This is a genomic window from Actinomadura kijaniata (assembly GCF_014138665.1).
Classification (GTDB): domain Bacteria; phylum Actinomycetota; class Actinomycetes; order Streptosporangiales; family Streptosporangiaceae; genus Spirillospora; species Spirillospora kijaniata.
In genome coordinates, this window is record NZ_JACJIA010000005.1 from 64,141 (window position 1) to 87,117 (window position 22,977).

A 22,977-nucleotide genomic window follows, 5' to 3' on the forward strand; every position below is an offset into this window, starting at 1 on the left:
ATGCGACGATCGGCACCCTGATGATGCCTTCCGGCAAAAGCCGGAAGGCGGAGGAATTCCCAAGCCATTCCCTCGTGGTTCAACGGAAGAACGCCGCACCGTTAATGCGGATATCCAAGTTCGAATCTTGGCGGGGGAGCGGACGGAACGGGCAGGGAGGTGTACGGTGCACGTTCTCGTGCTGAACGCGTCGTACGAGCCGTTACAGCGCGTCGATCTGCGGCACGCCATCCGCATGCTGGTGCGTGAGGTGGCGGTCGTGGAGGAGGCCGAGGAGGGCCGCACGATCGGCCGCTACCCGATGCCCCGGGTGCTGCGGCTGGTCCGCTACGTGGCGATGCGCTGGCGGCACGGCAAACGCCCGCCGTGGAGCAAGCGCGGCGTGCACCTGCGCGACCGGGGGCGCTGCCAGTACTGCGGTGGCCGGGGGCACACCATCGACCACGTCGTCCCGCAGTCGCGCGGCGGGCCCGACACATGGGAGAACACGGTCCTCGCGTGTGGGAAGTGTAACAACCGAAAAGGGAACCGTACGCCCGCGGAGGCCGGGCTGAACCTCCGCGAGCCCCCGCGCGTACCGCGGTGGGAGGAACTGATGAACCTGTCGTGAGTCCCGGTGGGACGCGCGGTGGGGCCGGGTCGTGGCGAACGCGGCCCGGCCCCGCGCGTTCGCCAGCGGAGGCGGCTTTGGGTAGCGTCAGCGCTACTCTGTGTGTTTTGGGAAGCCGCCGAGGCTAATTGGCCGATTGTGGTAGCGTGCCGCCAATCTTCCGGATGGTGCTTAAGGAGAGATCAGTGGCGGCCCTCGACCCTTCCGGCTCCGTACGGCGTTTTCCCCGCGCGCGCCCGATCCGGCGGGGCGGCGCGGCGCTGGCGTTGATCCTGGCGGGCACCGCGCTGTTTCCGACCGCGACCGCCGCCGGCGCCCCCGCCGCGCCCAAGAAGGACCCGAAAAAGGAATACGCCGAGCTGAAGAAGCGCGCCGACCGGCTGTCCAAGGAATACCGCGGTGAGCTGATCACCCTGGACCAGGCCAAGAAGGCCGCCGAGCGCGCCGGGACCGACGCCGACCGGCTCGCCGCCGAGTACGAGCGCTCCCGCGGCGACGTCAGCCGCATGGCGGCCACCAGCTACATGACCGGCAGCATCGACACCATCCCGCTGATCACCGCCGGCGATCCGCGCGCGGCGGTCCGCGACGCCGCCGTCGTGGAGCACATGGCCCGCAACAACGGCCGGCGCATCGAGAGCCTGCGGGTCCTCGCCGACCAGGCGAAGAGGTCCCAGGAGGACGCCCGGACCAAGCTCGCCGCGGTCCGCAAGGAGATCGAGGACCTGGAGAGCCAGCGCGACCGGGTCCGCAAGCTGCTGAAGAAGTACAAGCCCGAGGCCCCGCCGAAGAAGGGCGGCGGCTCCTCCGGCCGCCCCGACGGCGTCAGCGGCACCAAGTCGCCGATCATCGGCAACTCCATGACCCCGCGCATGCGCACCGTCCTGGTGGAGGTGGACGGGAAGTTCGGCCCGTTCCCCGCCGTCGGCTGCGCCCGCCCCGGCGACCCGCAGGACCACGGCTCGGGCCGCGCCTGCGACTTCATGGAGAGCACCGCCGGGCGTATGCCCAGCGCCTCCGCCACCGCGCACGGCGACGCCGTCTCCCAGTACCTGATCAGCAACGCGTCGCGGCTGGGCCTGAAGTACATCATCTGGCGCCAGCGGATCTACGACTTCCGGGGCAGCGGCGGCTGGCGGCAGATGGAGAACCGCGGCAGCGTCACCCAGAACCACTACGACCACGTCCACGTGTCGGTGCTGTAGCGGTCCTTCCGGGTCCCCCGCCCCGGTGCGACGATCGCGGTATGGCCTATGACATCGAGCAGCCCTACGGGCCCCCGGTGGAGACGACCCTGCGGGTCGTGACCTGGAACGTGTGGGCCCGCTACGGCCCCTGGCGCGACCGCGAACGGGCGATCGTCGCGACCCTCGCGGACGCCGGGCCCGACATCGTCGTGCTCACCGAGGCGTGGGAGCCCCAGGACGACGCCGACGGCCAGGCCGCGCGGCTGGGCGCGGCCCTCGGCCTGCCGCACCAGGTCTTCCGCGGCGACTCCGCCGAGCCCGTCGACGACGCGCGGTCCGGGATCGCGGTGCTGTCGCGCTGGCCGCTGGACCGGGTGGGCGACCAGCGCCTCGGCGACCAGGAGGGCTGGGACCGGGGCCGGGCGGTGCACGCGCGCGTGACCGGTCCGCGCGGGCCGCTGGACGTGTTCGGCGTCGGGCTCGGCTGGAAGCTCGGGCACAGCCGGGAACGCCAGCAGCAGGTCCGCGACCTGGGCGCGTTCGTCCGCAAGGCCGCCGACACCGCGACGGTGACGCTGGTGTGCGGCGACTTCAACGCCGCCCCCGACAGCGACGAGATCCGGATGCTCACCGGCCGCGCCGAGGTCACCGCGCCGGGCCTGGTGTTCTATGACGCCTGGGAGACGGCGGGCGACGGCACCCCCGGCTTCACCTGGTGCGACGACAACCCCTGGGCCCGGCCCGTGCTGTGGCCGCCGCGGCGCATCGACTACGTGTTCTCCGCCTGGCCCCGCGCGGGAGGCGCCGGGCACCCGGTGCGGTGCGAGCTGCTGGGCGTCGAGCCCGCCGACGGCGTCGTCCCCTCCGACCACTACGGCGTGCTGGCGGACGTGCGCTACTGAGCCGCGCGGGCCCGACGCGGGGCCCGGCCGGGCCCCGCGGCGTCAGTGGCCGGGCGCGTGCGGCGCGACGATCGTCCCCTCGCGCGCCGAGCGCAGCGCGGCCTCGATCACGTCCAGCCCCGCGATGGCGTCGGCCAGCGTCACCGGCGGCGGGGCCTCGCCGCGCAACGTGCGCGCGACGCCCGCGTAGAAGTCCTGGTAGGTCCCCGGTTCGGTCGGCTCGGGACGGGCGTCGTCGACGGTGCCGAGCAGCCCGTAGGTCTCCGGGGGCATCCGCCCCCAGTCCTCCTCGCGCGGGGTGCGGCCCGCGCGCAGCGCGTCCTCCTGGCCGTCCATGCCGTGCACGGTGTAGGCGGCGCGGTCGCCCAGCACCCGGAACCGCGGCCCCAGCTGCGCGGCGGTCGCGCTCATCCACAGGTGCGAGCGGACGCCGTTCGGGTGGGCCAGCGCCAGGAACACGTCGTCGGCCGCCACCGCCCCCGGGCGGCGGACCTCGATCTCGGCGTACACCCTCGACGGCCGCCCGAACAGCGCGATCGCCTGGTCGACCAGGTGGGAGCCCAGGTCGAACAGGATGCCCCCGGCGTCGCGCGGGTCGGCGCTCTCCTTCCAGCCCGGCTTGATCGTCGGCCGCCAGCGCTCGAACCGGGACTCGAACCGTTGGATCGTTCCCAGCGAGCCGCCGGCCGCCAGCCGCGCCACGGTGCGGAAGTCGCCGTCCCACCGCCGGTTGTGGAACGGGATCACCGGCAGCCCGCGCACCGCGCTGAGCGCCGCCAGGGAACGGGCGTCGGCCGCCGTCGCCGCCACCGGCTTGTCCACCACGACCGGGAGCCCGGAGGTGAGCGCCGTCCGGGCCAGCGGGACGTGCTGGCGGTTCGGCGCGGTCACCACGACCAGGTCGTACTCGCCGGTGGACCCCCACAGCCGGTCGGGACTGTCGAGGATCCTGGCGTCCGGGTGGCGCTTCCGCACGGCCGCCTGCCGTTCGGGGTTGCCGGTCACCACGGCGGCCAGCCGCAGTTCCGGCACCGAGGAGATCAGTGGTGCGTGGAACACCGCGCCCCCCGTGCCGTATCCGATGAGTGCCACGCGCAGAGTCATGCATCGATCATGGCTGATGGACATTTGGGACACTGATGGGAGGGGTGCGGGTCGCGTGGCACGGCCCCGGGGGTATTTGAAGATCATCGGGCGTGCGCGCCGCAGTCGCGGGCGCCCGGAAGCGAGAGGCGAGCCGTGTCCAAAGCCGTGATCCTGACCGTCGACGACGACCCGGGGGTGTCCCGCGCCGTGGCGCGTGACCTGCGCCGCCGGTACGCCGAGCGGTACCGCGTGGTGCGGGCCGAGTCCGGGCCGCAGGCCCTGGAGGCGCTGCGGGAGCTGAAGCTGCGCGGCGACGACACCGCGCTGCTGGTCGCCGACCACCGCATGCCCGAGATGAACGGCGTGGAGTTCCTCGAACACGCCATGGACCTGTACCCGTACGCGCGGCGGGTCCTGCTGACCGCCTACGCCGACACCGACGCCGCGATCCGCGCGATCAACGTGGTGGACCTGGACCACTACCTGCTCAAGCCGTGGAACCCGCCGGAGGAGAAGTTCTACCCGGTGATCGACGCCCAGCTGGAGGGCTGGGAGCGCGCCGACCGCCGCGCGCCGACCGAGCTGCGGGTGGTCGGGCACCGCTGGTCGGCCAGGTCCTACGAGGTCCGCGACTTCCTGGCCCGCAACCAGGTGCCCTACACCTGGCTGCTGGACACCGCGCCCGAGGCCGCCGAGCTGCTGAAGGCCGCCGGCGACCCCGAGCTGCCGCTGGTGGTGACCTCCGACGGCACCGTCCTGTCGGCCCCCACCGACGCCGAGCTGGCCGCCGCGGTCGGGCTGAGCACCGCGCCGGGCGCCCGGTTCTACGACCTGGTCGTGGTCGGCGGCGGCCCCGCCGGGCTGGGCGCGGCGGTGTACGGCGGCTCGGAGGGCCTGCGCACCGTGCTGATCGAGCGGCACGCCTCCGGCGGGCAGGCCGGGCAGAGCTCGCGGATCGAGAACTACCTGGGCTTCCCCGACGGCGTCAGCGGCGCCCAGCTCGCCGACCGGGCGCGCCGCCAGGCCGAGAGGTTCGGCGTCGAGCTGATCACCACCGGCGAGGTCACCGGGCTGGAGGCGCGCGGCCGGGCCCGCGTGATCACCACCGCCGACGGCGGCGAGATCGCCGCGCACGCGGTGATCCTGGCGACCGGCGTGACCTACCGGAAGCTGGAGGCGCCCGGCCTGGAGGAGCTGACCGGCGCGGGCGTCTTCTACGGCGCGGCGATGTCGGAGGTCCCCGAGTGCCGGGACTCGGAGGTCTACGTCGTCGGCGGCGCCAACTCGGCGGGCCAGGCGGCGGTCAACCTCGCCCGGTTCGCGCGACGGGTCCACATCCTCGTCCGGGCCGACGGCCTGGAGAGGTCGATGTCGCACTACCTGATCGAGCAGATCGCCGCGATCCCCAACATCGAGGTCCACACCGGCACCGTCGTGGTCGCCGGGGAGGGCGAGGGGCACCTGGAGCGCCTCACCCTCCGCGACGCCGACGGCGAGCGCACCGTGGACGCGCAGTGGATGTTCGTGTTCATCGGCGCCCGGCCGCACACCGAGTGGCTGGACGGCGTCGTGGAACGTGACGAACGCGGCTACGTGCTCACCGGCCCCGACCTCACCGAGCGCGGGCTGCTGCCCGCGAACTGGACGACGCCCGCGCGTCCGCCCCACTTCCTGGAGACCAGCCTGCCCGGCGTGTTCGCGGCGGGCGACGTCCGCGCGGAGTCGATCAAACGGGTCGCCTCGGCGGTCGGCGACGGCGCGATGGCCGTCGCGCTGGTCCACCGCTACCTGGAGCAGGCATGACGACGATCACCACCGGGGAACTGCGCGAGCTGTTCCTGTTCGAGTCGCTGTCGCAGGGGCAGCTGGACTGGCTCGCCGGGCACGGCGTCGTGCAGGACCATCCCGAGGGCGCGGAGGTCTGCGCCCAGGGCGAGCCCGCCGAGTTCTTCTTCGTGCTGCTGGACGGCGAGATCTGCCTTCTCCAGGCGGTGTCGGGCCACACCCTGGAGGTGACCCGCTCCGACCGGCCCGGCGTGTACGGCGGCGCGGTCCAGGCGTACATCGACGAGGTCGACAAGTACGCGCACACGATCCGGGCGGTGCGGCCGTCGCGGCTGCTGGCGCTGCCCGCCCGCCCGTTCGGCAACGCGGTGCGCGAGTGGTTCCCGATGGCCACGCACCTGCTGGAGGGCCTGTTCGTGGGCTCGACGAACGCCCGCCGGGTGGTGGACCAGCGCGAACGCCTCACCGCCCTCGGCACGATCACCGCCGGGCTCACCCACGAGCTCAACAACCCCGCCGCGGCCGCCTCCCGCGCCGCCGACGAGCTCGGCGGCCATCTCGTCGAGGCCCGCCGCAGGCTGTCGCGGCTCGCCTCCGACGGCGTCGACTGCGACCGGCTGAAGGAGCTGGTGGAGCTGCAGGAGCGGTTCGTGGACCGCGCCCGCGCGGGCGGCGGCGCCGAACGCTCCCCGCTGCGGGTCAGCGAGGCCGAGGACGAGCTGGGCGACTGGCTGGAGGAGCACGGCGTCGAGGACGCCTGGGACCTCGCCCCCGCCATGGTCGCCGCCGGGTTCGGCCCGGACGACGCCCAGGCGGTGGTGGACGTGGTGGGGGAGGAGATGGCCGCGCCGGCGATGCGCTGGCTGGCGGAGGTCCTGGAGATCACCCAGCTCCAGGGGGAGATCTCCGAGGCGACCGGCCGGATCACCGCGCTGCTGGACTCGGCCCGCCAGTACTCCCAGCTGGACCGGGCCCCGCACCAGCGCGCCGACCTGCGGCGGTTGCTGGACTCCACGCTCACCATGCTGAAACGCAAGGTCCCCGAGGGGGTGCGGGTGGTCACCGACTACGACCCGGACCTTCCGGAGGTCCCGGTCTACGCCGCCGAGCTGAACCAGGTGTGGACCAACCTGGTCGTGAACGCGCTGGAGGCGATGGGCGGCACGGGCACCCTCACCGTGCGGGCCTTCCGCGACCGCGACCAGGCCGTGGTGGAGGTCGCCGACACCGGGCCGGGGATCCCCGAGGAGAACCTGCCGCGCATCTTCACGCCGTTCTTCACCACCAAGCCGGTCGGCCAGGGCACCGGCCTCGGCCTGGACATCTCCTGGCGGATCGTGGTGAACCGGCACGGCGGCGACCTGAGCGTGGAGTCGCGGCCGGGCGACACCCGCTTCCGGGTGGCGCTGCCGCTCACCGAGGCCCCGGAACGGGAGGGGTAGGTCACCCGCGGCCGAACGCCAGCCCGTGGCCCGGCCCCGACAGCCGGTACACGCCGCCCCGGCCCCATCCGAGCACCTGGAAGCGGACCTTGACGGCGTGGACGCGGCTGCCGGTCAGGTGGGCCATCATCTTCTCCGACAGGTCGATGATGGCCGGGACCTCGTGCTGCGCGATCGCCCAGTCGGCGGGCCCGAAGTCCTCCACCACGCCGACCACGGACCGGCCGCCGTGGCTGACCCGCACGCGCGTGCCCAGCGGCCAGTACGGGCTGGCGATCGTGTCGTAGGACATCCGCGCCCCGCGCGCGGTGGCCGGATCCCAGAACGAGGTCGCGGTCGCGACGCCGCGCGGCAGGCCGTTGTCGGGGTGGTCGGGCAGCCGGAGCCCCGAGTACGCGCCGGACCGGCCGCGCGGCGACGCGCCGAACGCGGCCAGGGGGCTGAGCGCGTCGGCGACGGGGGCGTGCCGCGCCGCCCCGGCGTGATGCGCCGTCCCGGTCTGCGGGGCCCGCGGCGGCGGCGCCTGCAACGCGAACGCCGCCGCCGCGCACCCGACCAGGACGCTCCCGGTGATCGGCGCGACCAGGAGCGTGACCGTGCTCCGGCGTCCCGGACGGTCGGGCCCGGATGCCGGGGCCGCCGGGGGCGGCGCGTCGAACTCCTCCAGCAGCCGCCGCAGATGCTCCTGCACGGCGCGTTCGGGCAGTTCCAGCAGCTCGGCCAGGCGCGCGGTGTACCAGCCCCGCACGATCAGCCCGAGCACGTGACGCTCCCGGGCGGTCAGCTCGGCCTGGTTGTGCCGCAGGACGCGGGTGTCGCGCCGTCCGGCCGCCGTGCCGGTGGGCGGCTCCGGCGGGTCGTCGGCCCGCACCACCAGTCGTGTGAGCCTGACCAGCTGGTCGGCGGCCTCCCGCGCCGTGTTCACCGCGTCCTCCACCGTCTCCGTCCCACAACGGATCGAACACCGAGAGTAATGATCCGATGGCGGGTTGGAGTCTAGGGTGTGGAGCGTGTCAATGAAAGGTCAGTGGAGGGTAAAGCCTGGACGGGTTGTCGCCGCCTGGTGAGGCGGATGAGGCGAAAGCGCTCGATACGCCTGGAGTTCCGGCAGGTTTCGGGCGGGGCCTCAGAGGTGAACGGTCCGACCGGTGTGACCCGCGCGGCCGACGGGCGGGGGCGACGGCCGCGCGGGCCGCGGATCACTCGAACATGTCGGGCTGCTCGCGGGTGATCTGGTCGAACAGGGGCTGGTAGTTGATCCAGCCGACCAGGTCGTTGCCGATCTGCTGGTGGGTCAGCACCGCGTTCTCGTGCTCGATCGGCACGACCTGTCCGGCGGCCTTGGCCAGCAGCTGCACCTGGCAGGAGCGCTCCATGGTGATGAACCACCAGGCGGCGGCGTCCACGGTGTCGCCGACGGTCAGCAGCCCGTGGTTGCGCAGGATGACGGCCTTGTGGTCGCCGAGGGCGGCGGCGATGCGCTTGCCCTCCTCCAGGTCGGTGACGACGCCGGTGTAGTCGTCGAACAGGCCGTGGTCCTGGTAGAACGCGCACACGTCCTGGGTGATCGGCTCCAGCTTCTGGCCGAGCGCCGACAGGGCGCGGCCGTGGACCGAGTGGCTGTGCGCGGCGGCGACCACGTCGGGGCGGGCCTGGTGGACCTGGGAGTGGATCGCGAACGCGGCCTCGTTGACGGGGTAGCGTCCCTCGACGACCTTGCCCTCGTGGTTGACCAGGATCAGGTCGCTCATCCGCACGTGCTTGAACGACATGCCGAACGGGTTCACCCAGAAGTGGTCGGGGTGCTCGGGGTCGCGCGCGGTGATGTGACCGGCGACGCCCTCCTCGAAGCCGAACCTGCCGAAGATCCGCAGCGCGGCGGTGAGGCGCTCCTTGCGGTGCCGCCGCTCGTCGGCGACGTTGTCGAAGGTGGGCGGCAGCCGGAAGATCAGGTCGGTGGGCAGCTTCTCGAGGAACTTCTCGTCGTCGGGCATGGGTTCTCCTCGCTGATTGTCTGCCGTCACCAAAGCGCACCGGCGGGCCGATCGCCTAGAGTCGGGAGACCCAACGGTCCCGAGACCGGTTGTCGGTCCGGGACAACCACCGGGGCGGGACGACCGGACGAGGGGGCGCGGGATGGACCGGGGGCCGTTCCTGGACCTGGTGGCGGAGCTGTCCGGCGACCCGGCGCTGCTGGAGGCGACCGTCGCCGCCGCGCGCGGCAGCTCGCCGGTGGTCGCCGAGCTGCCGGAGGAGGAGACCCGGCGGCACACCCGGGCGCTGACCGACGGGGTCCTGGCGGCCCTGCGGCACGACGGCGAGCCCGGCCCCGGCGCGCTGGCGGCGGCCGAGGCGCTGGGCTCCGACCGGGCCCGGCAGGGCGTCCCGGTCGCCGACTTCCTCGACGGGTTCCAGGCGGGCCGCACGTTCCTGGTCCACGCGCTCATCGCCGCCGGACGCGCCCGCGGCGTCCCCGCCGACGCGCTGCTGGAGGGCGTCACCCGGATCGACGCCGTCACCACCGTGCTGATCCAGCGGATGGTCCACGCCCACCGCGTCGCCGAGCTGGAGCTGGCCCGCACCGCCCGCGAGAGCCACCAGCAGATGCTGCGCCAGCTCCTGCACGGCGAGCCGGTCCCGGTGACCGAGCCCCTGGACCCCGACGCCGCCTACCACTGCGTGGTGTCCGGCGTCGCCGACCCGGCGGCCGCCGCCGGGCTGGAGGGCGTCCTGACCGCCCAGGGGCACGGCCTGGCGGGGCTGGTGGACGGGCGGCTGGCCGCGCTGGTCACCCGGCTGCCCGAGCCGCGGCCGCACGGCCCGCTGCTGGTCGCCGCGCCCCCGGCGCGGCCCGCGCGGGCCGCCGACCGCTACGCCCTGGTGCGCCGCGCCCTGCGCGCGGGCGAGACGGCCGGGCTCACCGGCCTGTGGCGGCTGACCGACCTGGCGCTGCTCACCGCCACCGAGGCCGAACCCGACCTCGGCCTGCTGCTGGCGGCCGAGCTGCTGGACGGCCTGGACCCCGGCGACGCCTTCCACCGCGAGCTGGCCGAGACCGCCCTGTCCTACCTCGACCACGGCGCCCGTATCGAGGCCACCGCCGCCGCGCTGCACGTCCACGGCAACACCGTCAAGTACCGGCTGCGCCGCCTCCACGACCTCACCGGCCGCTCCCTGACCGACCCCGGCGGCGGCCCCGCCGTCCCCCACGCGGCGCACTGGTGGTGGGCGCTGCGAAGATGGCTCGCGGAAGGCTGAGACAGCGAAGCGACGGAACGAACGGAGGACCCGGGTGACCGAGCCGCGCACCGGAACCGTGATCTGGCCCATGCAGTCCTGGCCGGAGGCCGGCGACCTGTGGCGGAGGGCCGAGGAGCTGGGCTTCGACACCGCGTGGGTGTACGACCACACCGCCTGGCGGGGCGCCACGCCCTGGTACGACGCCTACACCACGCTGGCGGCCGCCGCCGCGACCACCTCCCGCATCCGGCTGGGCACCCTGGTCACCTCGCCGAACTTCCGGCACCCGGTGCCGACCGCGCACGCCGCCCGGACGATCGACCACATCAGCGGCGGCCGGCTCACCCTCGGCATCGGCTCCGGCGGCACCTCCCGCACCTCCGACGGGGGCATCCTCGGCGGCCCGGAGTGGACCCCGCGGGAACGCGCCGAGCGGTTCACCGAGTGGGTGGACCTGCTGGACCGGCTGCTGCGCGGCGGCGAGACGACCGTGGAGGGCGCCCACTACTCGGCGCGCGAGGTGAACATGGGGCCCGGCTGCGTGCAGCGCCCGCGCGTCCCGTTCCTGATCGCGGCGACGGGGGCGCGCGGCATGCGGCTGGCCGCCCGGCAGGGCGCGGGCTGGGTCACCACGGCCAACGGGCCGGGGGCCGGCGACCCGTTCGAGCTCGTCCGCGTGCAGGGCGAGCGGCTGGACGAGGCGTGCGCCGCAGAGGGGCGCGACCCCGCCGGGCTGCGGCGGGTGCTGCTGACCGGGTTCACCGGCGAACCGTGGCTGGAGTCGGCGCAGGCGTTCGCCGACCTGGCGGGCCGCTACGCCGGGATCGGCATCACCGACATCGCCGTCCACTGGCCCCGCCCCGGCACCGACTGGGACGCCGACACGAAGGTGTTCGAGGCCGTGGCGCCCGCCGCTCGCCGATGACGGACATCGGGTATCCGGCGGCGTTCCTCGGCGGCGCGCTGGCGCTGCTCAGCCCGTGCGGCGCGCTGCTGCTGCCCGCGTTCTTCGCGTACTCGATCACCGGTCCGGTGACGCTGCTGACCCGCACCGGCGCGTTCTACGCGGGGCTGGCGACGACGCTGGTGCCGCTGGGCGCGGCCGGAGCGGTCGCCGGGCGGCTGTTCAACGGCCACCGCGAGCAGCTGGTCACCGCCGGCGGAGCCCTTCTGATCGCCCTCGGCGCGGCGCAGATCCTCGGCCGGGGCTTCGCGCCGCGGAGGGCGCGGGAGGCCGCCGGGCGCATCCGCCCCACCGGCCACGTCTCCACCTACCTGCTCGGCACCGTCCACGGCCTGGCCGGGTTCTGCGCCGGGCCCATCCTGGGCTCGGTCCTCACCGTCGCGGCGGTCGGCGGGAACGCCGTCTACGGCGGCGTGCTGATGGCGCTGTACGCCCTCGGCATGGCGCTGCCGCTGTTCGCGCTGGCGCTGCTGTGGGACCGGTTCGACCTGGGCCGCCGCCGGTGGCTGCGGGGACGGACGGTCACGGCCGGGCGGCTGCGCCTGCACACCACCTCGCTGCTGTCGGGGCTGCTGTTCCTCGTCCTCGGCGTGCTGTTCCTGGCCACCGAGGGCACCGCCGGGTTGCCGAGCCCGATCGGCGCCGACCGCGAGGTCGAGCTCGAACAGTGGGCGCGCGGCGTCGGCGGCGCGGTGCCGGACGTGGCGTTCGTGCTCGCGCTGGCGGCCGTGGGCGGCGGCGTCTGGCTGGCGCGGCGCCGTTCCGGCAGGCCGGGCGGACGGGACCGCGCGCCGGTGGCAGGATCGGACCGGTGACGACCCCGCAGACCAGAGGGAGAACCCCCATGCCGTACGTGCTGCTCGCGCTCGCCATCGCCTCGGAGGTCACCGCGACCCTGTCGCTGCGGGCCTCCGAGGGCTTCACCAAGCCGGTCCCGTCGGTGGTGGTGGCGGTCGGCTACCTGGTGTCGTTCTTCCTGATGGCCAAGGCGCTGACCGCCCTGAACGTCGGCCCGGTCTACGCGATCTGGTCGGCGCTGGGCACCGTCGGCGCGTTCGTGGGCGGCGCGCTGCTGTTCGACGAGCCGGTGCGCCCGCTCGGCGTCGCGGGCGCGGCGCTGGTCGTGGTGGGCGTGGTGGTGATGAGCCTGGGCGGCGGCGTCCGGCACGGCTGAGGCCGCCGGGGCCGGGCCCGCCGGGTCCGGGACGGCTCACCCCTCGCGGCGCGCGACCTCCCTGGCCCGCGACCGGCGCGAGTGCTCCTGCCACAGCGCCAGCACCAGCCAGGCCAGCGCGGTGGTGTCGTCCACGATCCCCACCGGCAGGAGCACGTCGGGGATCACGTCGATCGGCGAGACGATGTACAGCACCGCCGCGATCATCGCGAACGTCTTGCCGCGGCTGGTCCGGTAGTGGTCCCGCACCACGCGCGCCCCGGCCAGCCGCGACCGGCGCAGCCGCAGGAACCCGGCCACCGCCAGCACGGCCCCGGCGGCCATCGCGACCCCGCCGACCAGGGCGAGGCTCACCCCGCCGACCTCGCCTCCGAACCCGAACGCCGCCGCCATCCCGGCGACGACCAACGCGAGCCCGACCCAGACCATGGTCACCTCCCCGGTCGCATGAGGTATTGCCCGCCGGTTCCGCCCTACTCGTACATCTGGCCGCAGACCGCGATGCGGGCCAGATCCGCCCAGGTCATCGTGGTGATCTCCCGGACATACGAACGGGCCGGGGGCTGGCCGGGCCCGCCCGGCAGCGGGACGCGGGCGCCGTCGGCGGCGTCCCAGCCGCCGAGGCTGCCGGCCACCGCGCACTCCAGGTAGGTCGCCGGGTCGAAGTTGCACCAGGTCGGCGGGGTCGCGCGGCGCCCGGTGCCGGGCGGGCGCGGGGCCCGCACGCCGAACCGGGCCTGCGGGCCGGGCGGGGCGGTCAGGAAGTCCTCCAGGTCGGCCAGCTGCGACAGGACGACGCGCTCCCAGTCGGCGTACCCGTCGGGCTCCTCGCCGGGCAGCGCCAGGTCGCGGGTGCTCCACTCGGGGTCGTAGTCGGCGGGCGGGACGGTCGCGGCGGCCTTGAACAGCGCCGCCACCTCGTCGGGTTCGAGGGTGTCGCGGTGGCTCAGCGGGGCGCTGACCTTCCACAGCGCCCGCAGGAACGCCGACAGCGACCACGAGGTGGCCCGCGCCTCCTGTCCCAGGTGCAGGAAGTGCAGGTACAGGTCGCGGTTGGTACGGACGACGGGACCGGGTGGACCGGCGACGAAGTAGGTCTGCTTGTGCGCGACGCCGGTCTCCATCACCAGGACCTGGGCGAGCGCGGAGATCCGCGAGTCGTGGGTGTTCATGTGGTACTCGACGCCGTTGTCGTCCTGGCGCATGACGTCCCACGTGTGCATCCGGGTCCTCCACGGTCGGCGATGCGTCGGCTTCACGTCCCCGCGGAGAAAGTGTCCCATTCAACCGTCGAGCCGCCAGTGGTGGTCATGTCACTATCCGGACTCGATGTCATGACCTTTGTCGGAAAACGGTGATGACGGATCCGGGGGACCCGCCATCACCGTCGCGGGCTCAGCCCTTGGCGCGGTGCACCACCTGGAGCTCGGTGAAGCCGTACAGGCCCCACGGCCCGTTCTCGACGCCGACGCCGCTCCACTTGAACCCGCCGAACGGCTGGTGCGGCGCGAGCGCCAGGTGGGTGTTGGCCCACACGGTCCCGGCGTCCAGGCGCGCGGCGACCTCGGCGGCGCGTTCGGGGTCGGCGCTCCACACCGAGCCCGACAGGCCGAAGTGGGTGCCGTTGGCGCGGTCCAGGGCCTCCTCCAGGTCGCGGTACCGCACGACCGGCAGCGCCGGGCCGAACTGCTCCTCGTCCACGATCCGGGTGCCGTCCTCGACGTCGGCGAGGATCGTCGGCTCGAAGAAGTAGCCGGGGCCGTCGATCGGCCGGCCGCCCGCCGCCGCGCGCGCCCCGCCCGCGATCGCCTCGGCGACCAGCTCGTTCACCCGCTCGAACTGCGGCTTGTTGTTGACGGGCCCGTACTGCACGCCCTCGGCCATGCCGTCGCCGACCTTCACCGAGCGCGCCTTGGCGGCCAGCGCCTCCACCACGTCGCCGTACAGCGACTCGGGCACGTACACGCGCTTGATGGCCGAGCAGACCTGGCCGTTGTTCTGGAACGCGGCGGCGAACAGCTTGTCGGCGACCGCGGCCGGGTCGGCGTCGTCGAGCAGGATCGCCGGGTCGTTGCCGCCCAGCTCCAGGGTGACGCGCTTGAGGTCGGGCGCGGCGGCCTGGGCGACCCGCTTGCCGGTGGCGACGCTGCCGGTGAAGCTGATCTTGCGGGGGACCGGGTGGCCGGTCATCCAGGCGCCGAGGTCGTCGCCGCCGCTGACGACGTTGAGCACGCCGGGCGGCAGCACGTCGCGCAGCACCTCGCCGAGCCGCAGGCTGGACAGCGGGGTGAACGGCGAGGGCTTGAGGACCATGGTGTTGCCCGCGCGCAGCGCCGGGGCCAGCTTCCAGATCGCCAGCAGCAGCGGGTAGTTCCACGGGGTGATGGCCGCGACCACGCCCATCGGGCGGCGCACGACCTCGACGAACGCCCGGTCGTCGTCCTGGATGACCTCGCGCGGCAGCTCCAGGTCGGCGAAGTACTTCAGCCAGACCCCGGCGCCGACCACCTCCATCGTCGCGTCGGCCAGGGGCTTGCCCTGCTCCAGCGTGATGATCCGGCCGATCTCCTCCGATCGCGCGAACAGCACGTCGGCCGCCGCGTGCAGGGCCTTGACCCGGGCCTGCTCGTCGCGCCGCCAGGCCGGGAGCGCCGCCAGCGCCGACTCCATCGCGGCGTCGAGCTGCTCGCGGGTGGCGTCGGGCGCCCGGTCGGCGACCTCGCCGGTGGCGGGGTTGACGACGCCGAAGTCGCGCTCGGCGGCCACCGCCCGGCCGTCGATGGTCATCGTGTAGTCAGGCATCCAGGACCTCCGCTCCGAGGGCATACCGAATGCCGTTCAGTATTCACGGCCGCGCGGGCGACCACCACCCCCGCACCGGAAGTGTCGCGGTCACCGCCTCCCGGGCGGCCGGCACGCGACCGCCCGCCGGGGAGAGGGTTCCCGGCGGGCGGTGGCCGGCGGGCTCAGGAGTCGAGCATCCGCTCCAGGAACGAGCGGTAGCCGCGCAGCGCCAGGCGGAGCCGCTCGGTGTCGGGGCGCTCGTCCTTCTCGGTGCGCCAGCGCTCGTCCAGCGTGCGCTTGTGCGAGGTGAGGGCCTGGCCGAGGGCGTTGACGACCTCGGCGGCCAGCTCGTCGGCGCGCCGCACCGCCTCGTGCGGGTCGTCGACGAACGCCGACTGCACCTCGCGCCACCGCTCGTGGAAGCGGTCGGCCTCGGCGCGGTCGAGCAGCCGGTCCACCGGGCTGTCCTCGGCGGGCCGGCGGCCCGGCCCGCCGTCGTCCTCCCGCTCCCGCCCGGCGGCGGGCTGCTCGGGGAACTGCGTGGCGACCTGCTCGCGCGGCAGGTCGGGCACGGTCTCCGGGGGCGGCGCCACGTCGGGGCGCGGTCCGGGCGGCGGCCCGGCCACGCGCATGTCGCCGGTCACCGCGGCCTCGCCGGTGCCCGCCGCCTGGGCGCGCTCGTCGGCGGACAGCTCCTCGGCGGCCGGGTCGTGGGGTTCGTTGTCGTGACGGGACAGCGGGTTGCGCATGTCAGCTCCTCGGTTCAGGTCCTGGGGGTCTGCTCGTCGCCGCGCCGCTCACCGGACGGGGTGGTGTGCTCGTGCCGGGGTCCGGCGGCCCGCTCCTGGTCGGAGCCGGCGGACCGGGCCGAGCCGGCGGGTCCGGCGGCGGAGCCGGGGGAGGGCGTCGCCGACCGCTCCGCGGCCGGGACGGCCAGCAGGTCCTCGAACAGGGCGCGGTAGTGCACCATGGCCTGGCGCAGCTCCTCGGTCGAGGCCTCCTTGGCGCTGGCGCGGGTGCTGATCGCGTGGCCGCGCCGGTAGTGGTCGAGCGTGCGGCCGTGCTCGACCGACAGGTGCGTGACCTTCTCGTCGAAGTTCCCGGTCGGGTAACCGCGCTCGCCCATCACCACCGTGACCAGGCGGTCGGCCTGCTCCACGGCGGTCTCCGGCGCGTCGACGAACTGCTCCTGGACGTGGGTCCACTGCTCCCGGTACAGCTCGCGCTGCCGGGGGTCGAGGTCGCGCAGCTCCAGCTCCTGGTGTCGCTGCTCGCGGGACATCAGTTCCTGCTCGGCGGCGGAACGGTTGCCGTGGCGCTCCATCGCGCGGTCGTATTCGGGGCCGAATCTCCGGCGCAGCCGCCGGGTGCGCGACTGCTTCCAGGCGAAGTACCCGATCGCGGCGAGGACGGCGATCACGACGACGGCGACCACGACCATGACGGCGGTCGACATGTGTCCTCCAACTTCCGTCGAAACGAATGCCACGCCGATGCCCCGACATTCGCCATCAAAACGGACTGCCTGCCTGCGGTTGGGCCCACTTTGGGGATTCGGTCACCTCCTTTGGTGCACCTTTTGTCGAATTAGGTGAGATTTGCTGCGTTGGGCTGGTGGGTGTGCTGTGATGAGCGCACCCCCTTCGCGGGGCCTCGTTCTGGGGAGGTCGCCGATGCGGCACGCGTTCGGACTCCTGCTCGGCGTCCTGCTGACCCCGGCGCTGCTGTACGGCGCGGCCTGGGGATACGCGCAGGCGGGACAGTCCTTCGACGGGGCGGGCGGGCAGATCACCGACGACACGCGCATCTACGGGGCGTTCGCGCTGCTGGCGGCCGTGGGCCTGGTCACCGGGGTGATCGTCATCGCGCGGTGGGCGTCGCCGCTGGTGTCGCTGGTCCCCGCGCTGACGCTGCTGGGCCTGACGGTGCTCTTCCTGGTCGACCCCGGGTGGGCGCTCGGCCTGCCCTCCCGCGTCCCGCCCGCCGGTGACCTGGACTTCGGCCTGCGCATGCTGCTCGGCTCGGGCGTGTACGCGCTGCTGGGCTTCGCGCTGCTGGCGCCGACCTGGGCCCCGCGCCGCTGGGGCGGCGAACACCTCGACGAGGAGCCGCTCCCGGCCGGGTACTCCACCGCCGGGCGCTGACCACCGCGCCGCGCGGCTACCGGGCCAGGGGGTCGCCCTCGTAGGAGTGGTCGCCCCGGTACAGGCGGGCCAGCACGTCCTCGATGTCGGCCTCGCGCAGCGTGATGTCGGCGATCGCGTAGCGGGCGGCGAGCGCGGCGACGACGGCGGCGGCGTTGACCGAACGCGGCAGCCGCAGCCACTGCCGGGGGCCGTCGACCCGCTCCACCGCGACGCCCGGCACCTCCACCGGCGGTCCCGGCCGTTCCAGGTCCACCACCAGCATCCGGCCCGCGTCGACGGTCGCCCGCAGCCGCTCCAGGCTCCCGTCGTAGGCGAGCCGCCCGTGGTCGATGACCAGCACGCGGCGGCACAGTCGTTCGATGTCGCCCAGGTCGTGGGTGGTCAGCAGGATCGTGGTGCCGCGCTCGGAGTTGAGGCGCTCCAGGAAGCCGCGCACGGTCGCCTTGCTGACCACGTCCAGCCCGATCGTCGGCTCGTCCAGCACCAGCAGGTCGGGCGCGTGCAGCAGCGCCGCCGCCAGGTCGCCGCGCATCCGCTGGCCCAGGCTGAGCTGCCGGACCGGGGTGTCCAGGAACGGTTCCAGCTCCAGCAGGCCGGTCAGCTCGGCGAGGCGCTCGCGGTGGGCGCCGGCCGGGACCCGGTACAGCCGCCGCACCAGGGCGAGGCTGTCACGCAGCGGCAGGTCCCACCACAGGGTGGTGCGCTGCCCGAACACCACGCCGATCCGGCGCGCGAGCGTGGTGCGCTGCCGCGCCGGATCCATCCCGCAGACCCGCACCGTGCCCGACGAGGGCGTGAGGATGCCGGTCAGCATCTTGATGGTGGTGCTCTTGCCCGCGCCGTTGGGGCCCAGGTAGCCGACGAACTCGCCGCGCGCCACCTCGAACGACACCCCGTCCACCGCGCGCACCGTCGTGCGCGCCCGGCGCAGCAGCCCGGCGCGCCGCCGCACGGTGAACGTCTTGACGGCGTCCACGACCTCGATCATCTCAGCTCCCCGTCGATCGGTAGCGCCGCAGCCCCGCCCGCCACGCGACGCCCGCCACCGCGCACACCGCGACGGCCACGGCCGGGGAGGCGAACCGCAGCGCCCCCGGCAGCCCGAGCGGGTCGGGCCGGTCCAGCACGTACAGCGCGGGCTGCCAGTTCACGAAGGCGAGGGGCACCACGAACGTCACCCCGCGCACGAAGTCCCGCCCGAACATCGTCATCGGGTACTGGGTGAGGAACGACCCGCCGTAGGTGACCGCCTTGGTGGCCGCGTGCCCGTCGATCAGCACGAACTGGAGCGCCGAGGTCAGCACCCACAGCCCGCTGAAGATCGCCGCCCCGGCCGCCACCATCACCGCGACCATCGCGGCCCGGCCCGGCGTCCAGGCGGTCTCCAGCCGGGGCAGGGCCAGCGCCAGCGCGGTGACCGCCGGGACGAGCTTGCCCAGCCGGCGCGGCGAGAAGTCCTCGGTGGCGATCTGGACGAGGGGGCTGACCGGCCGCACCAGCATCGTGTCGAGCGTGCCCTCGCGGATGTGCCGCCCGAGCCGCTCGCTGGTGCCGAGCAGGACGTCGGAGATCGCGAACGACATCGCCGAGGTCCCGTAGAGGAACACCACCTCCGCCACCGTGAACCCGGCGATGCGCGGCGCGTGCGCGAACAGCAGCAGGACCCCGGCCAGGTCCAGCGCGCCGACCAGCGCGGCGCCCACCGTCAGCAGCGCCATCGACAGCGGATACCGCGCGGCCGAACGGATCCACGTCCACGCCAGCAGCGCGTACAGGCGCACCGGCTCAGCCACCGTGGATCACCAGCCTCCGCCGCACCGCCGCCGTCACCGCGCGCCCCGCGACCAGCAGCGCCACCGCCCACGCCGCCTGGAACCCCAGCGCCGCCAGCAGGTCCGCGCCGGTCCGCTTGCCGAGGAACACGTCCGCCGGGACCTGGATCAGCGCCGCCCATGGCAGCGCCCGCGCGGCCTCGCCGAGCCAGCCGGGGAACGCCACCAGCGGCACGATCATCCCGGAGAAGAACATCCCCATCACCAGCGACGCCGACGCCAGCCCCCGGTCGTCGTGGACCCAGAACACCGCCAGGGCCACCAGGTACCGCAGCCCGAACGACACCAGCACCGCCAGCAGCAGCGCGACGCCGAACGCCGCCAGCGTCCCCGGCCCGGGCCAGCGCAGCGGGAACACCATCGCGCCCGCCACCAGCGGGGGACCGCCGCGCAGCAGCAGCGTCGCCGCCGCCCGCGCCAGGTCGTCGGCCAGCCACCAGCCCTGGAGGTCCACGGGCCGGTGCAGGTCCACCGCGACGTCGCCGTCGCGGATGCGCTGGGTGAGCTCCAGCCCGCCGAAGATCTGCACCGGGCCGATGAGCGCCTGGGTGAGGAAGCAGAACGTGACCGCGTCGGTGACGTCGTAGCCGCCGAGGGAGGGCCGGGCGTTCCACAGCGCCATGAGGACGAACGCGCGGACGAATCCGAACGCGACGTTGGAGGTCGCCTCGGCGAGGGCGCTCAGCGGATAGGCGGAGTGCCGCCGGAACCCGTACCACGCCACCCACGGAAGAACGCCCACTTGCCGAAAGCATAGGGCTCCTCCGGGAGGTCGGAGGAGCCCTGCGCGGTCCTGCTGTGGCCAGACCCGGGTGCGCCCGGGGTCAGCCCGGCGTCACCAGCCGGTCGGCTTGCCCGGCGTGAAGATCCACACCCGGAAGAAGTCGTCCAGCTGCCGCCCCGAGATCTTCTCGGCGAGCGAGATGAACTCCTCGGTGGTGGCGGTCGAGTACCGCTGCTGCACCACCCAGGTGCGCACCAGCCGCAGGAACCTCTCGTCGCCGATCTTCTGGCGGAGCGCCTGGAGCGTCAGTCCGCCGCGCGAGTAGACCGCGCCGTGGAACATCTGGTCGCGGGTCGGGTCGGCGACCACCACGTCCCAGAACGCCGGGCGTCCGGGCGGGCTCGCGGGCGGGTTGTCGTAGGTCTGCTGGAAGGAGACCTGCGCGGACTGGCCGCCGTGCCGCTCGGTCCAGTACCACTCGACCCAGCGGGCGAAGCCCTCGTTGAGCCAGATGTCCTTCCAGCGGTGCGTGGAGACGCTGTTGCCGAACCACTGGTGGGCGATCTCGTGGACGACCACGCCCTCGGCGCGCGGCCGGTGGTAGACCGGGCGGCTCTGGGTCTCCAGCGCGAACCCGACGTTGAGCGGCGGGACGTTGTTGTTCTCCACGATCGAGCCGGTGGTGGTGAACGGGTAGCGGCCGAAGTAGTCGGCCAGCTCGTCGGTGGCGCGCGTGGTGTGCCGGGGCGTGGCGACCGCGTCGGGATGGGCGGCCACGTCCGGGTCGACCGCGTCCAGCTGCGGGATGCCCTTGGGCGTCCGCGTGGTGGACACGTTGAACCGGCCGATGGAGTTGGTCGCCAGGTAGGGCGCCATCGGGCGGTCCTCGTGCCACACGAACGTGCTGGTGTCCCGGCCGTCCCACTGCCTGACCAGGTGGCCGTTGGCGATGGCCTTCAGGCCCCGGGGCACGGTGGTGCGGATGGTGAACAGCGCCTTGTCGCGCGGGTGGTCGTTGGCCGGGAACCAGGTGGAGGCGCCGTCGGGCTCGGAGGTCACCGTCGCGCCGTCGGGGGTGTGGATCCAGCCGTAGGGCAGCCCGAACACGATCGGGCCGCCGAGGGTCTGCGGGACCCCGTCGTAGACGACGGTCACGGTGAACTCGCGGTGCTTGCGCAGGCCCTGGCGCGGGGTGATGACCAGTTCGCGGTCCCCGGTGCGGGTGAACCTCGCGCCGCGCCCGTTCACCTGGACCGACCGCACGTTCAGCTTGTACAGGTCGAGGTTGAAGCGGGACAGGTTCTGGGTGGCGCGGGCGGTGATGGCCGCGCGGCCCCTGAGCATGTCGGTGGCCGGGTCGTAGGCGGTGTCCAGCCCGTAGTGGCGGACGTCGTACCCGCCGTTGCCCAGGTACGGGAAGTAGGGGTCGCCCAGCCCGGCCGCGCCCGGGGTGAAGCGGGCGGTGGCCGACGCGGACGGCGCCAGCGCGGCGACGCAGGCGGCGGCGAGGGCCAGGGGCAGCAGAGTCCGTGGGCGGCGAAACGCCATCGTGCTGATCCTCTCCGTCGAGTGATCGAGACGTTCTGCCCGACCCTCGCCCGTGACGGGGGATGTGTCGACGGAGGTGCCGATAGCGGTCGCCGTGAAAACCACCGGCCATGATCGTGCGTCGGCGCCCCCGGGGCCCGGCCCCGGAACGGCCGAAGGCCCCCTCCGGGTGTAGGACGGAGGGGGCCTTCGGCGCCGGGCGGGGACCGGCGTCCTCAGCGGGCTTCGGTGACCGGGGACCGGGGGAGCAGGGGGCTCAGTGGAACTGGCCCTCTTCGGTCGAGCCCTTGAGCGCCGTGGTGGACGAGTCCGGGGCGATCGCGGTGCTGACGCCGTCGAAGTAGCCGGTGCCGGCCTCGCGCTGGTGCTTGACGGCGGTGAAGCCGCGGGAGGCGGCGGCGAACTCGCGCTCCTGGAGCTCGACGTAGGCGGTCATGCCCTCGCGGGCGTAGCCGTAGGCCAGGTCGAACATCCCGCTGTTGAGCGAGTGGAAGCCCGCCAGGGTGATGAACTGGAACTTGAAGCCCATGTGGCCGAGCTCGCGCTGGAACTTGGCGATGGTCGCGTCGTCCAGGTGCTTCTTCCAGTTGAAGGACGGCGAGCAGTTGTAGGCCAGCATCTGGTCCGGGTGCTCGGCCTTGACGGCCTCGGCGAACTTGCGGGCCTGCTCCAGGTCCGGGGTGCCGGTCTCCATCCAGATCAGGTCGGAGTACGGCGCGTAGGCCTTGGCGCGGGCGATGCAGGGCTCGATGCCGTTGCGGACCCGGTAGAAGCCCTCGGCGGTGCGCTCGCCGGTGATGAACTCGCGGTCGCGCTCGTCCACGTCCGTCGTGATCAGGGTCGCGGCCTCGGCGTCGGTCCGCGCGATGATCAGGGACGGCACGTTGGAGATGTCCGCCGCGAGGCGGGCGGTGTTGAGGGTCTTGATGTGCTGCGAGGTCGGGATGAGGACCTTGCCGCCCAGGTGGCCGCACTTCTTCTCGGAGGCCAGCTGGTCCTCCCAGTGCACGCCCGCCGCACCGGCGGCGATCATGCCCTTCATCAGCTCGAAGGCGTTGAGCACGCCGCCGAAGCCGGCCTCGGCGTCGGCCACGATCGGGGCCAGGAAGTGGGTGTCGCCCCCGCCCTCCATCCACTGCACCTGGTCGGCGCGCAGCAGGGCGTTGTTGATGCGGCGGACCACGGCCGGGACCGAGTTGGCCGGGTAGATCGACTGGTCGGGGTAGGTCTGGCCGGCCAGGTTGGCGTCGGCGGCGACCTGCCAGCCCGACAGGTAGATGGCCTTCAGGCCCGCCTTGACCTGCTGGACGGCCTGCATGCCGGTCAGCGCGCCGAGGGAGTGGACGTAGTCCTCCTCGTGCAGCAGCTTCCACAGGCGCTCGGCGCCGAGCTTGGCGAGGGTGTGCTCCTCCTGGACCGAGCCGCGCAGCTTGACGACGTCCTCGGCGGAGTAGGTCCGCTCGATGCCCTTCCAGCGCTCGTCGGTCTCCCACTGCTTCCGCAGCTCGTCGGCTGCGCCCTTGAGGCGACTGTCGCTCATGGTTCTGCCCTT

At 73.7% G+C, this 22,977-nt stretch carries 23 protein-coding genes and 1 tRNA gene; 11 read left to right on the top strand and 13 right to left on the bottom strand.

Annotated features, from left to right (window positions below):
* Window positions 1–68: 68 nt before the first annotated feature.
* From HNR61_RS20045 to HNR61_RS20060, 4 genes are all read left to right on the top strand, one after another.
* Window positions 69–139 (top strand) — tRNA-Asn (locus tag HNR61_RS20045).
* Between the two features lie 27 nt (window positions 140–166).
* Complete coding sequence (locus HNR61_RS20050) at window positions 167–610, top strand: HNH endonuclease (protein ID WP_067815967.1); 444 nt, start codon at window positions 167–169, stop codon at window positions 608–610.
* A 185-nt stretch (window positions 611–795) separates the two neighbouring features.
* Window positions 796–1,815 (top strand): VldE C-terminal domain-containing protein, encoded by a 1,020-nt coding sequence (locus HNR61_RS20055; protein ID WP_312897992.1) that lies wholly within the window; start codon window positions 796–798, stop codon window positions 1,813–1,815.
* Between the two features lie 41 nt (window positions 1,816–1,856).
* Window positions 1,857–2,699, top strand: a complete 843-nt coding sequence (locus HNR61_RS20060) for an endonuclease/exonuclease/phosphatase family protein (protein WP_182844718.1) — start codon at window positions 1,857–1,859, stop codon at window positions 2,697–2,699.
* Between the two features lie 42 nt (window positions 2,700–2,741).
* Here the strand turns inward: HNR61_RS20060 and HNR61_RS20065 are convergent, their stop codons facing one another.
* The gene (locus HNR61_RS20065; RefSeq protein ID WP_182844719.1) at window positions 2,742–3,803 is read right to left on the bottom strand and encodes a Gfo/Idh/MocA family oxidoreductase; all 1,062 of its coding nucleotides are present in this window, start codon (window positions 3,801–3,803) and stop codon (window positions 2,742–2,744) included.
* Window positions 3,804–3,938: 135 nt separating this feature from the next.
* On the opposite strand from HNR61_RS20065, the gene HNR61_RS20070 reads away from it, so the two are divergent.
* Both HNR61_RS20070 and HNR61_RS20075 read left to right on the top strand, forming a co-directional pair.
* On the top strand, window positions 3,939–5,588 hold the full coding sequence (locus HNR61_RS20070) for an NAD(P)/FAD-dependent oxidoreductase (RefSeq protein WP_182844720.1): 1,650 nt from the start codon (window positions 3,939–3,941) through the stop codon (window positions 5,586–5,588).
* The gene (locus HNR61_RS20075) at window positions 5,585–7,012 is read left to right on the top strand and encodes an ATP-binding protein (RefSeq protein ID WP_182844721.1); all 1,428 of its coding nucleotides are present in this window, start codon (window positions 5,585–5,587) and stop codon (window positions 7,010–7,012) included. Before HNR61_RS20070 ends, HNR61_RS20075 begins: the two co-directional genes overlap by 4 nt.
* Window position 7,013: 1 nt before the next feature.
* Here HNR61_RS20075 and HNR61_RS49980 read toward each other — a convergent pair whose 3' ends face one another.
* Together HNR61_RS49980 and HNR61_RS20085 are read right to left on the bottom strand one after the other, a co-directional pair.
* On the bottom strand, window positions 7,014–7,937 hold the full coding sequence (locus HNR61_RS49980) for an RlpA-like double-psi beta-barrel domain-containing protein (protein ID WP_182844722.1): 924 nt from the start codon (window positions 7,935–7,937) through the stop codon (window positions 7,014–7,016).
* Window positions 7,938–8,211: 274 nt separating this feature from the next.
* Window positions 8,212–9,006: a class II aldolase/adducin family protein gene (locus HNR61_RS20085; RefSeq protein ID WP_182844723.1), complete on the bottom strand. Its 795-nt coding sequence runs from the start codon at window positions 9,004–9,006 to the stop codon at window positions 8,212–8,214.
* A 142-nt stretch (window positions 9,007–9,148) separates the two neighbouring features.
* Between HNR61_RS20085 and HNR61_RS20090 the strand changes: the two genes are divergently transcribed.
* From HNR61_RS20090 to HNR61_RS20105, 4 genes are read left to right on the top strand one after another with little or no spacing between them, the layout of a single operon-like run.
* Window positions 9,149–10,270, top strand: a complete 1,122-nt coding sequence (locus HNR61_RS20090) for an RsbRD N-terminal domain-containing protein (protein ID WP_182844724.1) — start codon at window positions 9,149–9,151, stop codon at window positions 10,268–10,270.
* 34 nt (window positions 10,271–10,304) lie between these two features.
* Window positions 10,305–11,177: an LLM class flavin-dependent oxidoreductase gene (locus HNR61_RS20095; protein ID WP_312897993.1), complete on the top strand. Its 873-nt coding sequence runs from the start codon at window positions 10,305–10,307 to the stop codon at window positions 11,175–11,177.
* Window positions 11,174–12,031, top strand: coding sequence for a cytochrome c biogenesis CcdA family protein (locus HNR61_RS20100; RefSeq protein ID WP_182844725.1), 858 nt, complete (start codon window positions 11,174–11,176; stop codon window positions 12,029–12,031). The genes HNR61_RS20095 and HNR61_RS20100 overlap by 4 nt, the downstream gene beginning before the upstream one ends.
* 29 nt (window positions 12,032–12,060) lie before the next feature.
* Window positions 12,061–12,390, top strand: coding sequence for a DMT family transporter (locus HNR61_RS20105; protein WP_067831185.1), 330 nt, complete (start codon window positions 12,061–12,063; stop codon window positions 12,388–12,390).
* 36 nt (window positions 12,391–12,426) lie between these two features.
* Here HNR61_RS20105 and HNR61_RS20110 read toward each other — a convergent pair whose 3' ends face one another.
* The 5 genes from HNR61_RS20110 to HNR61_RS20130 form a co-directional block, all read right to left on the bottom strand.
* On the bottom strand, window positions 12,427–12,819 hold the full coding sequence (locus HNR61_RS20110; protein ID WP_182844726.1) for a YkvA family protein: 393 nt from the start codon (window positions 12,817–12,819) through the stop codon (window positions 12,427–12,429).
* Between the two features lie 44 nt (window positions 12,820–12,863).
* Complete coding sequence (locus HNR61_RS20115) at window positions 12,864–13,613, bottom strand: hypothetical protein (RefSeq protein ID WP_182844727.1); 750 nt, start codon at window positions 13,611–13,613, stop codon at window positions 12,864–12,866.
* Between the two features lie 172 nt (window positions 13,614–13,785).
* A complete protein-coding gene (locus tag HNR61_RS20120; RefSeq protein ID WP_182844728.1) occupies window positions 13,786–15,192 on the bottom strand; it encodes an aldehyde dehydrogenase family protein in 1,407 nt (468 codons plus the stop codon).
* Between the two features lie 164 nt (window positions 15,193–15,356).
* Window positions 15,357–15,923 (bottom strand): hypothetical protein, encoded by a 567-nt coding sequence (locus HNR61_RS20125; protein ID WP_182844729.1) that lies wholly within the window; start codon window positions 15,921–15,923, stop codon window positions 15,357–15,359.
* A gap of 14 nt (window positions 15,924–15,937) precedes the next feature.
* Window positions 15,938–16,630: a hypothetical protein gene (locus HNR61_RS20130; protein WP_220509582.1), complete on the bottom strand. Its 693-nt coding sequence runs from the start codon at window positions 16,628–16,630 to the stop codon at window positions 15,938–15,940.
* Between the two features lie 217 nt (window positions 16,631–16,847).
* On the opposite strand from HNR61_RS20130, the gene HNR61_RS20135 reads away from it, so the two are divergent.
* Window positions 16,848–17,318, top strand: a complete 471-nt coding sequence (locus HNR61_RS20135) for a hypothetical protein (RefSeq protein ID WP_182844730.1) — start codon at window positions 16,848–16,850, stop codon at window positions 17,316–17,318.
* A gap of 16 nt (window positions 17,319–17,334) precedes the next feature.
* Here HNR61_RS20135 and HNR61_RS20140 read toward each other — a convergent pair whose 3' ends face one another.
* The 5 genes from HNR61_RS20140 to aceA all read right to left on the bottom strand — a co-directional run bounded on the left by HNR61_RS20140 (window position 17,335) and on the right by aceA (window position 22,965).
* The gene (locus HNR61_RS20140) at window positions 17,335–18,309 is read right to left on the bottom strand and encodes an ABC transporter ATP-binding protein (protein ID WP_182844731.1); all 975 of its coding nucleotides are present in this window, start codon (window positions 18,307–18,309) and stop codon (window positions 17,335–17,337) included.
* A gap of 1 nt (window position 18,310) precedes the next feature.
* Window positions 18,311–19,114, bottom strand: a complete 804-nt coding sequence (locus HNR61_RS20145) for an ABC transporter permease (RefSeq protein WP_312897994.1) — start codon at window positions 19,112–19,114, stop codon at window positions 18,311–18,313.
* Window positions 19,107–19,895: an ABC transporter permease gene (locus HNR61_RS20150; protein WP_182844732.1), complete on the bottom strand. Its 789-nt coding sequence runs from the start codon at window positions 19,893–19,895 to the stop codon at window positions 19,107–19,109. The genes HNR61_RS20145 and HNR61_RS20150 overlap by 8 nt, the downstream gene beginning before the upstream one ends.
* 93 nt (window positions 19,896–19,988) lie before the next feature.
* Window positions 19,989–21,425 (bottom strand): M1 family metallopeptidase, encoded by a 1,437-nt coding sequence (locus HNR61_RS20155; protein ID WP_182844733.1) that lies wholly within the window; start codon window positions 21,423–21,425, stop codon window positions 19,989–19,991.
* Window positions 21,426–21,681: 256 nt separating this feature from the next.
* On the bottom strand, window positions 21,682–22,965 hold the full coding sequence (gene aceA, locus HNR61_RS20160) for an isocitrate lyase (RefSeq protein WP_182844734.1): 1,284 nt from the start codon (window positions 22,963–22,965) through the stop codon (window positions 21,682–21,684).
* Between the last annotated feature and the right edge of the window lie 12 nt (window positions 22,966–22,977).

Excerpts from the sequence above, each read along its gene's own strand:
- HNR61_RS20090 (WP_182844724.1), top strand. The coding sequence starts at position 9,149 with ATGGACCGGGGGCCGTTCCTGGACCTGGTGGCGGAGCTGTCCGGCGAC.
- HNR61_RS20140 (WP_182844731.1), bottom strand. The coding sequence starts at position 18,309 with ATGATCGAGGTCGTGGACGCCGTCAAGACGTTCACCGTGCGGCGGCGC.
- HNR61_RS20120 (WP_182844728.1), bottom strand. The coding sequence starts at position 15,192 with ATGCCTGACTACACGATGACCATCGACGGCCGGGCGGTGGCCGCCGAG.
- HNR61_RS20125 (WP_182844729.1), bottom strand. The coding sequence starts at position 15,923 with ATGCGCAACCCGCTGTCCCGTCACGACAACGAACCCCACGACCCGGCC.
- HNR61_RS20110 (WP_182844726.1), bottom strand. The coding sequence starts at position 12,819 with ATGGTCTGGGTCGGGCTCGCGTTGGTCGTCGCCGGGATGGCGGCGGCG.
- HNR61_RS20135 (WP_182844730.1), top strand. The coding sequence starts at position 16,848 with ATGCGGCACGCGTTCGGACTCCTGCTCGGCGTCCTGCTGACCCCGGCG.
- HNR61_RS20100 (WP_182844725.1), top strand. The coding sequence starts at position 11,174 with ATGACGGACATCGGGTATCCGGCGGCGTTCCTCGGCGGCGCGCTGGCG.
- aceA (WP_182844734.1), bottom strand. The coding sequence starts at position 22,965 with ATGAGCGACAGTCGCCTCAAGGGCGCAGCCGACGAGCTGCGGAAGCAG.
- HNR61_RS20130 (WP_220509582.1), bottom strand. The coding sequence starts at position 16,630 with ATGTCGACCGCCGTCATGGTCGTGGTCGCCGTCGTCGTGATCGCCGTC.
- HNR61_RS20155 (WP_182844733.1), bottom strand. The coding sequence starts at position 21,425 with ATGGCGTTTCGCCGCCCACGGACTCTGCTGCCCCTGGCCCTCGCCGCC.
- HNR61_RS20085 (WP_182844723.1), bottom strand. The coding sequence starts at position 9,006 with ATGCCCGACGACGAGAAGTTCCTCGAGAAGCTGCCCACCGACCTGATC.
- HNR61_RS20105 (WP_067831185.1), top strand. The coding sequence starts at position 12,061 with ATGCCGTACGTGCTGCTCGCGCTCGCCATCGCCTCGGAGGTCACCGCG.
- HNR61_RS20065 (WP_182844719.1), bottom strand. The coding sequence starts at position 3,803 with ATGACTCTGCGCGTGGCACTCATCGGATACGGCACGGGGGGCGCGGTG.
- HNR61_RS20115 (WP_182844727.1), bottom strand. The coding sequence starts at position 13,613 with ATGCACACGTGGGACGTCATGCGCCAGGACGACAACGGCGTCGAGTAC.
- HNR61_RS20075 (WP_182844721.1), top strand. The coding sequence starts at position 5,585 with ATGACGACGATCACCACCGGGGAACTGCGCGAGCTGTTCCTGTTCGAG.
- HNR61_RS20060 (WP_182844718.1), top strand. The coding sequence starts at position 1,857 with ATGGCCTATGACATCGAGCAGCCCTACGGGCCCCCGGTGGAGACGACC.